Raw genomic sequence first — 14,347 nt, 5'->3', positions numbered from 1 at the left:
CCTGCTATTCCACAAGCACGTAGCTTGCAGCACGGCCGTTGGGATAGATGCCGTCGATCGAACGTACCTTGTCGGTCAAGCGCTCCATGTCGGAGAGCGAGTAGACCGGACGGTCGTTGATGTGGGTAATCACAAATCCCTGCTTAACACGGGCACGGGCCAGAATTCCGTCGGCCTTGATGCCGACTACCTGCACGCCACCCTTGATATCGAGCTCACGGCAGAGTTTGGCGCCCGCATCGGCGAACTTACCTCCGAGAACCTCGACCATATCGACGTCTTCTTTGGTAATTAATTCCGTTTTACCTGCTTTATTACGCAAAGTAACGTCAATTTGTTTCACCTTGCCGTCTCTTTTTACCGATAATTTGACCTTATCGTTGGGTCGGCGGCGACCGATCTGCTCGGAGAGCGTCGCATTGTCGTTGATCTTCACGCCGTCGATGTCCAGGATGACGTCGCCCTTGCGGATACCGGCCTCCGAAGCCGAACCGCCTTCGACGACGCTGCTGACATAGGCGCCGCCCAGTTCCTTGATGCCGGTCTCCTCACCCATGTTGTCGATGAAGTCCTGGTCGACGATGCCATAGCGGATTCCCAGCAGCGCACGCTGCACGATGCCGTACTCCTTCAGGTCGACGACCACCTTGCGGACGATCGACTCGGGAATGGCGAACGAATAACCCACGTAGCTGCCCGTCTGCGATTTGATCAGCGTGTTGATACCCACCAGTTCGCCGTGCGTATTGACCAGCGCACCGCCCGAATTGCCCGGGTTCACCGCGGCATCGGTCTGGATGAAAGCCTCGATGCTGAAATCGTTGGGAATCACGCCCAGGTTACGCGCCTTGGCGCTCACGATGCCGGCCGTGATGGTCGATTGCAGGTCGAAAGGCGAACCGATCGCCAGCACCCACTCGCCCAGGCGCAGTGCGTCCGACGAACCGAACGGCACGGTCGGCAGGTCGGCGGCCTCGATTTTCAGCAGCGCAAGGTCGGTCGCCGAGTCCTTACCGATGAGCTTGGCCTCGAACGTGCGGCCGTCGTTGAGCTTCACCTTGAGCTTCGAGGCCCCGTCCACGACGTGGTTGTTGGTGACGACATAGCCGTCCTCGGAGATGATGACACCCGAACCGCCGGCACGCTGCTCGCGGAACTGCGGCCCTTCGTCATAACCCTGCGGGATACCGAAGAACTCCAGGAACGGGTCGTAACCCCGGCGCCGGGGCATCTCCACCTGCTGCACGGCCTCGATGTTGACGACGGCTTTCACCGCGTTCTCGGCGGCGTACGTCAGGTCGGGGTACTGCTCGGCCTGGTACGACGTAAAATGTGTTCCCAGCGCGGGCGTACGTTCCACCTCACGCTCGATGTATTGCACCGAACCCTCGCGGGGCGCGGTAACTTTCCAAGCCGTAAATCCGCCTGCTGCGGCCGACACGGCAACTACTCCTAAAATTAAAAATGCCTTTTTCATAATCACTAATTGGTTCAATAAATTAATCAGAGGCAACTTCCGCCATAGGCTTATTAAAATTTTTTATTTCGTAGGACAAACGAACGAAAACGTCCGGTTAGTATGCGGAAATACACAAAAATCGGGACATCCGCGCCGAATGTCCCGATCTGCCGTGTCCCGGAGCGTTACAGCCCGAACTCTTTACGGATGCAATCCACCGCGTCGAGCTTCTCCCATCCGAAATACTCGATCTCGCGTTCCACTTCGCGGCCGTTCTCCCAGACCTTCTCGACCTGCGTATAAGGACGGTTGCCGAAATGCCCGTAGGAAGCCGTAGCCTCGAAGATCGGGTTCTTCAGCCCGAAGCGTTTCACGATCGCGGCGGGGCGCAGGTCGAAAAGCCTGCCGATGCGGCGGGCGATTTCGCCGTCGGTCATCCCCTCCAGCGCCGCGGGGCGGGGCGAACGATAGGTGTCTACGTAGATCGACAGCGGCTGGGCGATGCCGATGGCATAGGATAACTCGACGAGCACTTCGTCGGCGACGCCTGCCGCCACCAGGTTCTTGGCGATGTGCCGGGCGGCATAGGCCGCCGAGCGGTCTACCTTCGACGAGTCCTTGCCCGAAAATGCCCCGCCGCCGTGTGCGCCGCGGCCACCGTAGGTATCGACGATGATCTTGCGCCCCGTGAGGCCGGTGTCGCCGTGGGGGCCGCCGATCACGAACTTGCCCGTGGGGTTGACGTGCAGGATGTAGTCGTCGCCGATCAGACCGGCCAGCTTGTCGCCGGCACGCTCCAGGCGCGCCTTGACGCGCGGGATGAGGATCGTGCGCACATCCTCGCGGATGCGCTCCTGCATCCGCTCCTCGGCCTCTTTCTCCGTGAGGCCGTTGCCGGGCAGGATGAACTCGTCGTGCTGCGTCGACACCACGATGGTATGCACACGCAGCGGTTTGTTCGTCTGTTCGTCATACTCGATCGTCACCTGCGACTTGGAATCGGGACGCAGGTAGGTCATCGCCTCGCCTTCACGGCGGATGACGGCCAGCTCCTTGAGGATGACGTGCGAGAGGATCAGCGTCGCAGGCATCATCTCGCGGGTTTCGTTGCAGGCATAGCCGAACATGATGCCCTGGTCGCCGGCGCCCTGGTCTTCCTCGGCGGCACGCACGACGCCCTGGTTGATGTCGGACGACTGCTCGTGGATGGCCGACAGGATACCGCACGAATTGCAGTCGAACTGGTACTCGCTCTTCGTATATCCGATGCGGTTGATGACGCGGCGCGCCACGCCCTGCACGTCGACATAGGCATCCGAACGCACTTCACCCGCCACGACCACCAGCCCGGTGGTGCACAGCGTTTCGCAGGCGACCTTCGAATTGGCATCGCGGCGCAGGAATTCGTCGAGGATGGCGTCGGAAATCTGGTCTGAAACTTTATCGGGGTGCCCCTCGGACACCGATTCCGATGTAAACAAAAAGCCCATTGTATACATTGTTTTATGGTATCGCATACTTCCCCCGGCCGATAGCCCGGAGCGGCCGCACCCACGGCTTACAGCCGTGCTGAAAAGGCTACGCTCCCTGAATCCCCTCCCCGGAGGGGACTTGGCGATACCACACAAAATAACCGGTACCGACAAACGGCTGACGTGGGCATGCAATTACCCGGTAAATAAATAAAAACGTATAAAATGGGAAAAATTGGCTGTTGGAATAAAAAATAAGCTGTTTTAGCGATTTTTTATTGTGGTTGCAATCAGTCAAATCTTTCCACATCTCCCCGCTTGACAGGCGGGACTGCAAAGATACGCAGGATTTTCACAATATGCAAAAAAAACATACCTTTGCATCCGACAATTCTTAACACACCGTATATGAAAAGATTTTTCCTCGCCGCACTGCTCCTGTTCGCCGCCGTGGCCTTCACGGGCTGCGACAACGATGACGACGACCTGTACGACACGCTCTCGGGGAGAGTCTGGGCGGGCGACCTGGGATTCTACCAGGACGGACGCATCCCTCTGGACAGCTATGTCTATTTCGGGGCGGACGGCTTCGGTACCGACGAGCTCCGCTACGCCGACACGGGGCGTTACCTCGACACGCTCAACATCCAGTGGGACGCCTACGACGACAAAATCTACATCAGCTACGGGCGGGCCGATTACCCGCGCGAACTGCGCAACGTATACATCCGCCGGGGCAGGCTGACAGGCGAACTTTTCATCGACGGGCAATACTACGACCGGATCACGCTCTACATGCAGTAATACAGCGGCACCTAATTATATATATAATGCTCCCCGGATCCTTGCTGAATCCGGGGAGCGTTTTTACGGAACGGCAGGTGCAATTCCTGCTGCGGGAGGTTCCGGCCCACGGTATCCGGACATGGCAAGGCCTTGCAAACAAGGCCCCGAATATGATTTCGGGGCCTTGTTCATTACGTATTTATCCGGCTCCCCGCATTCTACGGCGCAGGGAACCCGGACGATTATCTGCCGAGCAATTTCTTGACCTCGGCCGCCACCGTGGCACCGTTATAGCCGAACTTCTCGTCGAGCACCGTGTAGGGAGCCGACCAGCCGAAGTGGTCGAGGCCGTGGATCATGCCCTTCTCGCCCACAAGACCCATCAGGTTCACCGGAAGTCCCGATGTCAGGCCGTAGCGGACGACGCCGGCAGGCAGGATGCCCTCCTGATAGGATTTGGGCTGGTCACGGAACAGGCCCTCGCTCGGGACATTCACCACGCGCACCGAAATACCTTCGGCAGCAAGCAATTCGGCCCCTTCGACAAGCGTAGCGACCTCCGAGCCGGTAGCCACCATGACGACCTCGGGTTTAGCCGAATCCATCACCACGTAACCGCCCTTCGAAACCTGCGCGGCCTCTTCGCGGCGGCTCGTACCCAATGCCGGCAGCGTCTTGATGTTCTGGCGCGAGAGCACGAGCGCCACGGGGCGATGCTCCTCGACGGCCAGCTTCCAGGCCATGACCGTCTCGTCGCCGTCGGCTGGACGCAGCACAAGCATCGAACGCTCGTCGTGATGGTTCTTCAGGTGCTCCATCAGGCGTATCTGGGCTTCATGTTCGACGGGCTGGTGCGTCGGGCCATCCTCGCCCACGCGGAACGAGTCGTGTGTCCAGACATAGATCACGTGCAGGCGCATCAGCGCGGAAAGGCGCACGGCGGGTTTCATGTAGTCCGAAAAAACAAAGAAGGTGCCGCAGGCCGGGATCACGCCCCCGTGCAGCGCCATGCCGTTCGCCACGCAGGCCATCGTCAGCTCCGAGACGCCCGCCTGGAAGAACTTGCCGCTGAAATCGCCCTTCGTGAAAGCCTTGGTCTTCTTGAGGAAACCGTCGGTCTTGTCCGAATTGGAGAGGTCGGCCGAAGCCACGATCATATTTTCGATCTTCTCGGCAAAGACGCCCAACACCGTGGCCGACGCCGCACGCGTCGCAACGCCTGCCTTTACCTCGATGGACTTGTAGTCGATCTCGGGCAGGTGCCCCGAGAGGAACATGTCGAGCTTGCGGGCCAGCTCGCCGTGCTCGCCGCGCCACGTCTTCTCGACCCCGGCCTGGCGGGCAGCCCATGCACGGAGCGCTTCGCGGCGCTCTGCAAAGGCCTCGCGGCTCTCTTCGAACACGGCGAACGGGTTTTCAGGATCGCCCCCGAGGTTTTTCACCGTGGCGGCGAAATCGGCGCCTGCCGCCGTAAGCGGCTGCCCGTGGGTCGATACCTTGTCCTCGAAACTCCCGCCGTCGGTAGTGCGGGCACCCTTGCCCATGATCGTATGGCCGATGATGAGCGTCGGGCGTTCCGTTTCGGAATTGGCCGCCACGAGCGCCTCGCGGATTTCATTGATATTGTGCCCATCGACCGACAGTACGTTCCAGCCCCAGGCTTCGTATTTCATGGCCACGTTCTCGGTGTCCACCTCATCGACCTTGGTCGAGAGCTGGATGTTGTTCGAATCGTAGTACATGATGAAGTTGCTCAACCCCAGATGCCCTGCGATGCGTCCCACGCCCTGCGAGATCTCCTCTTCGACGGCGCCGTCGGAGATGTAGGCATAGGTCTTGTGCGCCATCCACTCGCCGAAGCGGGCCGCCATGAACCGCTCCGCGATGGCGGCGCCCAGCGCCATGGCATGTCCCTGCCCGAGCGGGCCCGAGGTATTCTCCACCCCGCGCATCACGTCCACCTCGGGGTGGCCGGGCGTCACGCTGCCCCACTGGCGCAGCGATTGCAGGTCTTCGGTCGTATAGTATCCCGCCAGCGACAGCACCGAGTAGAGCATCGGCGACATATGCCCCGGATCGAGGAAGAAACGGTCACGGTAGGGGTAAGCCATGTTGTCGGGGTCGTAACGCAGGAACTCAGTATAGAGCACCGTCACGAAGTCGGCACCGCCCATGGCGCCACCGGGATGCCCCGATTTGGCTTTCTCGACCATGGCGGCCGAAAGGATACGGATATTGTCGGCCACACGGGTCAGTTTGGAATTGGTAGATGACATATCAGTCTGTGGTTTTATGGTTTTGTCTTAGGGTTCTCGCTGCAAAAGTAATAAAAAAGATATTATCCAACCTGTTTTAGCTCCAAAATATTTGCCTTTTCTATCTTTTTCTTTGCATAAGGCAAAGTAACGGTAAATTTCCGCGCATCCGTCGAGGGAATGTCGAACATCGTATCCATCATGATCGCCTCGCAGATCGAGCGCAGGCCGCGGGCTCCGAGCTTGAATTCGACGGCCTTGTCGACGATGTAGTCCAGCACCGCCTCGTCGAACGAGAGCTTCACGCCGTCCAGCTCGAACAGGCGCTTGTACTGTTTGACGATGGCATTCTTCGGCTCGGTGAGGATCGAGCGCAGCGCCTCGCGCGAAAGCGGCTGCATGTAGGTCAGCACCGGGAGACGGCCCACCAGTTCGGGAATCAGCCCGAAGGACTTGAGATCCTGCGGCGTGATGTACTGCATCAGGTTGCCGCGGTCGATCCGGTCGGCATTCAGGCGCCCGTATCCCATGGCGCGGGTGTTCAGACGCTGGGCAATCTTCTTCTCCACGCCGTCGAACGCACCCCCGCAGATGAAGAGGATATTGCGCGTGTCGACCTGGATGAACTTCTGCTCGGGGTGTTTGCGCCCGCCCTGGGGCGGTACGTTCACAACCGTCCCTTCGAGTATCTTCAGCAGCGCCTGCTGCACGCCTTCGCCCGAGACGTCGCGCGTAATCGAGGGGTTGTCGCCCTTGCGCGCGATCTTGTCGATCTCGTCGATGAAAACGATGCCCCGCTCGGCCTGCGCCACGTTGTAGTCGGCGACCTGCAGCAGCCGCGAAAGGATGCTCTCGACATCCTCGCCCACATAGCCCGCCTCGGTCAGCACGGTGGCATCGACGATCGTGAAGGGCACCTTGAGCAACCTGGCGATCGTGCGTGCCATGAGCGTCTTGCCTGTACCGGTGGGCCCCACGAGGATGATGTTCGACTTGTCGAGCTCGATGTCGTCGTCCTTGGGGGCGTAAAGCAGCCGTTTGTAGTGGTTGTAGACCGCCACCGCCATATAGCGCTTTGCGTCGTCCTGTCCGATGACATACTGGTCGAGGAATTCCTTGATCTGCGCCGGCTTGAGCAGCTCCTCCATCTTGAGGGGCGCCGCGGCGGCACGCCGCTGCTCCGAGGCCACGTCGTTCTCGACGATGATCTTATAGCCGTTCTCGATACATTTGTTGCAGATATTGGCACCGTCCATGCCCTGGAACATGATCTCCACATCCCCGCGCTTGGCACCGCAGAACGAGCAGCTGTCGCCGCCCGTTCCGCCCCGATGGTTATTGTTGTTCTTATTCTGCGCCATCACTTCCCACGTTTTGAAAGAACCTCGTCGATCAGCCCGTACTCCTTCGCCTCGCGGGCCGAAAGCCAGTAATCGCGGTCGGCGTCCTTCTCGATCTTCCTGACCGAAACGCCCGAATGCGCCGCGAGTATCTCGTACAGCTCGCGCTTGGTCTTCATGATCTCACGCGCCGTGATCTCGATGTCCGACGCCTGTCCCTGCGCCCCGCCCAGCGGCTGGTGGATCATCACCCGCGAATGGGGCAGCGCCGAGCGTTTGCCCTTGGCGCCGGCGGTCAGGAGCACGGCGCCCATCGAGGCCGCCAGCCCGGTGCAGATGGTCGCCACGTCGGAATTGACGAGCTGCATGGTGTCGTAAATACCCAATCCGGCCGAAACCGACCCGCCGGGCGAATTAATATATATCTGTATGTCCTTTTCGGGATCGACAGATTCGAGGAAGAGCAGCTGTGCCTGGATGATATTGGCCGCGTCGTCGTAGATCGGCGCGCCGAGGAAGATGATGCGATCCATCATCAGGCGCGAGAAGACGTCCATCGTAGCGATGTTCAACTGGCGCTCCTCGATGATCGTCGGCGACACATACGATGCGCTTACCGACTGGAAGTCATGCAGTTTCAGCGAACTGATGCCGCAATGGTTCCGTGCGTATTTTTCAAATTCTGACATATCAAAAGCGAGCCCGGCGAATTCAGGTTTTACAAAGCATGTCGGGATTTTCGCTCATGGAACTCGTCGGACTCATATTACGGCGCCTCCGTGCACCGCATTCCATAATTAAAATCCCGCTGAACCTCCCTTTGCACAGGGAGAATTTCCATATATCCGGTTCTTTCGGCCGCCACCGGAAAAGGCGCTGAAACAAACAAAAGGACTTTGCAAACATCACGCCTGCAAAGTCCAAAGATAAGATTTTTTCCGCAAATACTAAAGTGCCTGGGCCAATTTAGCGAAATCCTCCGCAGATACGGCTTTTTCCGTCACCTTGATCTTCGATTTCACATCTTCGACGACCTTCGCTTCGTAGAGCTTCTCGTAAATCTTCTGGCCCTGATCCTTGTCGGCGAGGATCTTCTCGGCATAGCCGGCGAGCATATCCTCGGGCGCCGACGGCATCCCGTACTGAGCGAACTGCGCGGCGGCCAGCGACTTGGCCTCGGCGAGCGCCTCCTCCTTTGTTACGGAGAGGTTGTCCTGCTTGATGAAATGCTTCTGGAGGTAGTTCCACGTGAACATCTTGAGGAACTGGTCGAAATCCTTGTCGATATCCTCCATCGAGAACTTGCCTTCGTTGATGGTAAAGAGCCAGCGCTTGAGGAATTTCTCGGGCATCTTCAGCGCGGCCTTCTTCACGAGGTAGTCACGCAGCTGGAGCGTGAAGAGGTAATCGCTTTCGCGGCGGAGCTCCTGCCCGATCTGCGCGTCGATGAACTTATCCAGCCCGGCCTGGTCGGTAACCTCGCCTGCGGGGAATGCCATCTTGAAGAACTCCTCGTTCAGCTCCGGTTCGGCGAACTTGCGGATCTTGGTGATCTCCAGCGAAAATTCGGGGTTGATGCCCTCCAGCTCGTCCTCCTTGACCTGCAGCACGGCAGCACGCTGCGACGGATTCTTGTAAAGTTCGTTGACGTTGACCGTGGTCTTGAAGCCCACCTTCTTGCCGATGAACGGCTTGCGCTCCTCCTCCGACATCGAGATCAACCCGACATAAGCGTCGGCAACGTTCATCTCGCCGTTGTCGAGCGTTACGGACAGCGCCTCGTCCGAGGTCACCTCGTCGGCGTCGACCAGGCGGCCGAAACGGCGCAGGTAGTTGGCACGGTAGTCGTCGTGCATCTTCTTGTCGACCTTGATCTTGTGGTAGGTCACCTTATCCTTGTCCGAAAGATCGAGTTTGATCTCGGGAGCTTCGCCGATCTCGAACACGAAATCGAACTCCTTGCCGTTTTCGAAATCGAAATCGCCCTGCTCCTCCGAAGGGATCACGTCGCCCAGATAGTCGATCTTCTCCTTCTGGAGATATTCGAACACGGCGTTCGACGCCGTACGGTACGACTGCTCGGCCAGCACGCCTTTGCCGTACATCTTCTTGACAAGGCCCATGGGCACCATGCCGGGACGGAAGCCGGGGATGTTGGCCTTGCGCTTGTACTCGCGCAGCTCCTTCTCGACGGCCTGGCCGTAATCCTCCTCGCCCACCGTCACCCGGAGCAGCGAGTTGTTTTCTTCGCGTTGTTCTCTTACGATCTTCATAATGAATGGTTGCTATATTGTTGTTATCCTATTTTCCGTTCCGAAATCGGGTTGCAAAGATAGCGATTTTCACCGAGAAAGCAACAATTTTTCCAAATTATATGTATACCAGCCCGTTCGGCGGGGAACAGCGGGCAGGCGGAAGGTTGGCAGGCGACAAGCCGACAAAGGGCCAAGCGGCGGATGGACGGACAGGCAGGCGGCAGACCCGGCCGGAATACTGCCTGCCGGACGGACAGGCGCTGCGGAGCTGTCCCGGACGTCCGCCGCCGCACCGATTGTGCAATGAACGATAAAAAATTCGTCATATGCCGGGTTTTTCGTATCTTTGCCTCCAAGTAAAACGAGAAAATGGAAAAGTTCGCAAGCGTTCTGTTATCCGGCCTGCTGCTGGTAGCATGCGGCGGGAACCAGGCCCGTGCCAAACGCCCCGAGGCTCCTGTCACGCCGAAAGAATACACATATGCCGTACGGAGTGTACACCCCCACCCGACGACCAGTTACACGCAGGGGCTGCAATTCGCCGACGGCCTGCTGTGGGAAGGCACCGGAGAGCACGGCGAATCGGTCGTGCAGACCCTCGACCTCGAAACCGGGCGCACGGAGGTGTTCGCACGGCTGCCGCAGGAGGATTTCGGCGAAGGGATCACGCTGCTCGACGGCAAGTTGTACCAGCTCACGTGGCAATCGAACAAAGCCTATGTCTACGACCTGAAAACAGGCAAGAAAATCAAGGAGTTCCGCTATCCCGGCGAAGGCTGGGGACTGACCACCGACGGGCAGAAGCTCTACATGTCGGACGGCACGGCCAATATCTACACGCTCGACCCTGCGACGTTCAAACGCGAGAAACGCACGACGGTGACGCTCAAAGGCATGGCGATCAATTTCCTCAACGAACTGGAGTGGATCGACGGCAAGTTGTGGGCCAACGTCTACACGACCGACCAGATCGTCATTATCGACCCGGCGACGGGCGTGGTCGAAGGGGTCGTAGACCTCACGGGACTGTTGCCCGACGAGGAGGTTACGCCCACGACCGACGTACTGAACGGCATCGCATACGATGCCGCCGGGAAGCGCATCTTCGTGACGGGCAAGAACTGGAGCAAACTCTTCGAAATAGAAATCATCGGAAAGTAAATGGCAAACAAGTTATACGAGGCGCTCGAATCCCGCATCCTGCTGCTCGACGGCGGCTTCGGCACCATGGTGCAGCAGTACGGATTCACGGAGAAGGATTACCGCGGCGAACGGTTCCGCGACTGGAACGTACTGCTCAAAGGATGCAACGACCTGCTGGCGGTGACACGCCCCGGGGCGGTGCGCGAAATACACGTAAAATACCTGCAGGCGGGCGCCGACATCATCGAGACCGACTCTTTCAACGCCAACGCCGTGTCGCTGGCCGACTACGGGCTGGAGGCATACGCCTATGAGATTTCGCGTGCGGCGGCCGGGGTGGCACGCAGCGCAGCCGACGAATTCACGGCCCGCAACCCGCAGAAGCCCCGCTTCGTGGCGGGATCGATAGGCCCGACCAACCGCACGGCCTCGATGTCGGCCGACGTCGGGAACCCCGCAGCCCGCGAGGTGACCTTCACGCAGCTGGCCGAAGCCTACACCGACCAGGCGCGCGGCCTCGTGGACGGCGGCGCGGATGTCCTGCTGGTCGAAACCGTTTTCGACACGCTCAACGCCAAGGCCGCCCTCTACGCCATCGACACACTGGCCGCCCAGCTCGGACGCGCAATCCCCGTCATGATCTCGGGCACGCTGGCCGACGCCAGCGGCCGCACCCTCTCGGGACAGACCGTCGAGGCTTTCTACGCCTCGGTATCGCATGCGCGGCTCCTCTCCGTCGGCTTCAACTGCGCCTACGGCGCCCGGCAACTGATGCCCTACCTCGAACGGCTGACCGCAGTGGCCGAATTCCGCATCTCGGCACACCCCAACGCCGGGCTTCCCAATGTCATGGGCGGCTACGACGAAACACCCGAGATGTTCGCCCGCGACGTCGGCGAATACATGCGCCGCGGGCTGGTAAACATCGTCGGCGGATGCTGCGGCACCACGCCGGCACATATCTTCGAGCTGGCGAAGATCGCAGGGAACTACGCCCCGCGCCCCGTGCCGGCACCCAAACATGTCACGACGCTGAGCGGCCTCGAACCGCTGCGCATCGTCCCCGAAGCCAATTTCGTGAACGTCGGCGAACGCACCAACGTCGCAGGCTCGGCCAAGTTCGCGCGGCTGATCCGCGAGGGCAACTACGAAGAGGCGCTCTCCGTCGCCCGCGCCCAGGTCGACGCCGGGGCACAGATCGTCGACGTCTGCATGGACGACGGGCTGATCGACGGTGCGGAGGCCATGCGCACGTTCCTCAACCTGATGGCGTCGGAACCCGAGATAGCCCGCGTACCGACGATGATCGACTCGTCGAAATGGGAGGTGCTCGTGGCCGGGTTGCAGGTCACGCAGGGCAAGGCCGTCGTGAACTCCATATCGCTCAAGGAGGGCGAAGCCGAATTCCTGCGCCGCGCGCAGGAGATACACCGCTACGGTGCGGCCGCCGTGGTGATGCTTTTCGACGAGCGGGGACAAGCCGACACCTACGAACGTAAGACCGAGGTGGCCGGACGCGCCTACAAGCTGCTCACCGATGCGGGATTCCCTGCCGAGGACATCATCTTCGACCCCAACGTGCTGGCCGTGGCGACGGGAATCCCCGAGCACGACAGCTATGCCAAAGCCTTTATCGACGCCACGCGCTGGATCAAGCGGAACCTGCCCCATGCCAAGGTCTCGGGCGGCGTGTCGAACCTCTCGTTCGCCTTCCGCGGCAACAACGCCGTGCGCGAGGCGATGCACTCGGCGTTCCTCTACCACGCCATCCGCGCCGGGATGGACATGGGCATCGTCAACCCGCAGATGGTGCGGGTTTACAGCGAAATAGAGCCCGAACTGCTCGAACGGGTCGAGGACGTGATCCTCTGCCGCCGCCCGGACGCCGCAGAGCGGCTCACCGAATATGCCCAGCAGGTGCGCACGGTCGCCCAGACGCAGCCCCAGGCTCCCGACGCATGGCGCGCGGGGACGCTCAGCGAGCGCATCGGCCACGCAATGCTCAAAGGCGTGGCGGATTTCATCGAGCAGGATGCGCTGGAGGGTTACGAAGCCCTGGGCAGCCCGATGGCCGTGATCGACACGCTGCTGATGCCCGCCATGGAACATGTCGGCACACTCTTCGGCGAAGGCAAGATGTTCCTGCCGCAGGTAGTGAAAACCGCCCGCGTGATGAAGCGCGCCGTGGCGGCGCTTACGCCCTACATCGAGCAGGGGGCGGCCGGGGTGCCGAACCGAGCGGGCAAGGTGCTGATCGCCACCGTGAAAGGCGACGTGCACGACATCGGAAAGAATATCGTGGCGGTCGTGATGGCCTGCAACGGATACGAAATAAAGGATCTGGGCGTGATGGTCGAGTCGCAGCGAATAGTCGACGAGGCGGTGGCGTGGGGCGCCGACTGCATCTGCCTGAGCGGGCTGATCACCCCGTCGCTCGACGAGATGGCGCATGTCTGCGAGGAGCTGGAACGCCGCGCCCTGCGCATCCCGGTCATTATCGGCGGGGCGACGACCTCCGACCTGCACACGGCGGTGAAGATCGCCCCGGTCTACGCGGGCGTGGTTGTCCATTCGCCCAACGCCAGCCGCAACAGCCAGATACTGGCACAATTGCTCGGCCCCGACGGGGCACTTTACGCCGACAAAGTCCGCGCCGGACAGCAGGCCATGCGGAGCGAATACGAGAGCGCCGAGCGCACACGCAACCTGATCCCGATCGTCGAGGTGCGCAAAGCCCTCAAGGGCGCCACACCGCACCGTCCCGTCGTACCGGCACACCCAGGACGGATGGTCTTCCCCGATTTCGACGTGGCCGATGCCGAGCCCTACATCGACTGGAACTTCTTTTTCCCGGCATGGGGGTTGAAGGGGCGTTACCCCGAGATCCTCGACCACCCCGAAAAGGGGGAGGAGGCCCGCAAGGTATTCGCCGACGCGCAAGCGCTGCTGGCACGCATCCGCGACGAGCGGTTACTCACGCTGCAAGCCGCCGTAGGCATCTTCCCGGCGCGTTCCGAGGGCGACGACATCTGGATCACAGACCCCAAGGGCCGCGAACACCGCCTGGCGATGCTCCGCAACCAGACCCGCGGGCAGGACAACCTCTCGCTGGCGGATTTCATCGCCCCGGAAGGCGATTGGATCGGCTGCTTCGCCGTGACGGCGGGCATCGGGCTGAAGGAGCTGTGCGAAAAATTCCGCGCCGGGGGCGACGACTACAACGCCATCATGGCCAAGCTGCTGGCCGACCGACTGACCGAGGCGTTCGCCGAAGCCGTGCACTCGTTCGTGCGGCGGCAGATGTGGGGCTACGAAACCGGCGAAGCGCCCACACCCCGGCAGGTCATCCGCGGCGAATACCGCGGACGCAGGATGGCGTTCGGTTACCCCGCATCGCCCGACCATTCGCTCAAGCGCGAGGTTTTCGACCTGCTGGCGGCCGAACTGACCACGGGCATGAAACTCACGGAAAATTACATGGTCGATCCCGGGGAGGCACTCTGCGGACTGCTGCTGGCCGACGCGGACTACTTCTCGGTCGGCACGGTCGACACCAAACAACTGCTCGACTACGCCCGGCGCCGCGGGCTGGATGTCGAACTGGTAAAAAAACTCATACCGCATAATATCTGAACCC

Annotated in this window: 9 protein-coding genes; 3 read left to right on the top strand and 6 right to left on the bottom strand. The window is 60.5% G+C overall.

Annotation, left to right across the window (positions count from 1 at the left end; genetic code table 11):
- Positions 1-4: 4 nt before the first annotated feature.
- Together NQ559_RS10085 and metK are read right to left on the bottom strand one after the other, a co-directional pair.
- On the bottom strand, positions 5-1,477 hold the full coding sequence (locus tag NQ559_RS10085; RefSeq protein ID WP_026318182.1) for a Do family serine endopeptidase: 1,473 nt from the start codon (positions 1,475-1,477) through the stop codon (positions 5-7).
- 167 nt (positions 1,478-1,644) lie between these two features.
- The gene (metK, locus tag NQ559_RS10080) at positions 1,645-2,949 is read right to left on the bottom strand and encodes a methionine adenosyltransferase (RefSeq protein ID WP_018694814.1); all 1,305 of its coding nucleotides are present in this window, start codon (positions 2,947-2,949) and stop codon (positions 1,645-1,647) included.
- A 390-nt stretch (positions 2,950-3,339) separates the two neighbouring features.
- Here metK and NQ559_RS10075 point away from each other — a divergent pair, with 390 nt between their 5' ends.
- Positions 3,340-3,735 carry a hypothetical protein gene (locus tag NQ559_RS10075; RefSeq protein WP_018694813.1) on the top strand — a complete coding sequence of 132 codons (396 nt, stop codon included), beginning with the start codon at positions 3,340-3,342 and terminating at the stop codon, positions 3,733-3,735.
- A gap of 224 nt (positions 3,736-3,959) precedes the next feature.
- Here the strand turns inward: NQ559_RS10075 and NQ559_RS10070 are convergent, their stop codons facing one another.
- From NQ559_RS10070 to NQ559_RS10055, 4 genes are all read right to left on the bottom strand, one after another.
- Complete coding sequence (locus NQ559_RS10070; RefSeq protein ID WP_018694812.1) at positions 3,960-5,993, bottom strand: transketolase family protein; 2,034 nt, start codon at positions 5,991-5,993, stop codon at positions 3,960-3,962.
- 62 nt (positions 5,994-6,055) lie between these two features.
- Positions 6,056-7,333 carry an ATP-dependent Clp protease ATP-binding subunit ClpX gene (gene clpX / locus NQ559_RS10065; RefSeq protein WP_018694811.1) on the bottom strand — a complete coding sequence of 426 codons (1,278 nt, stop codon included), beginning with the start codon at positions 7,331-7,333 and terminating at the stop codon, positions 6,056-6,058.
- A complete protein-coding gene (gene clpP / locus NQ559_RS10060; protein ID WP_018694810.1) occupies positions 7,333-8,001 on the bottom strand; it encodes an ATP-dependent Clp endopeptidase proteolytic subunit ClpP in 669 nt (222 codons plus the stop codon). Before clpP ends, clpX begins: the two co-directional genes overlap by 1 nt.
- A 258-nt stretch (positions 8,002-8,259) precedes the next feature.
- The gene (locus NQ559_RS10055) at positions 8,260-9,585 is read right to left on the bottom strand and encodes a trigger factor (protein WP_018694809.1); all 1,326 of its coding nucleotides are present in this window, start codon (positions 9,583-9,585) and stop codon (positions 8,260-8,262) included.
- A gap of 351 nt (positions 9,586-9,936) precedes the next feature.
- On the opposite strand from NQ559_RS10055, the gene NQ559_RS10050 reads away from it, so the two are divergent.
- On the top strand, positions 9,937-10,728 hold the full coding sequence (locus NQ559_RS10050) for a glutaminyl-peptide cyclotransferase (protein ID WP_018694808.1): 792 nt from the start codon (positions 9,937-9,939) through the stop codon (positions 10,726-10,728).
- Positions 10,729-14,343, top strand: coding sequence for a methionine synthase (gene metH / locus NQ559_RS10045; RefSeq protein WP_018694807.1), 3,615 nt, complete (start codon positions 10,729-10,731; stop codon positions 14,341-14,343). It abuts the gene before it with no gap.
- Positions 14,344-14,347: the final 4 nt, after the last annotated feature.

Source organism: Alistipes onderdonkii, from assembly GCF_025145285.1.
GTDB lineage: Bacteria > Bacteroidota > Bacteroidia > Bacteroidales > Rikenellaceae > Alistipes > Alistipes onderdonkii.
Note: the sequence above shows the minus strand (reverse complement) of the source record. Positions and strands in the feature narration are given on the sequence as shown.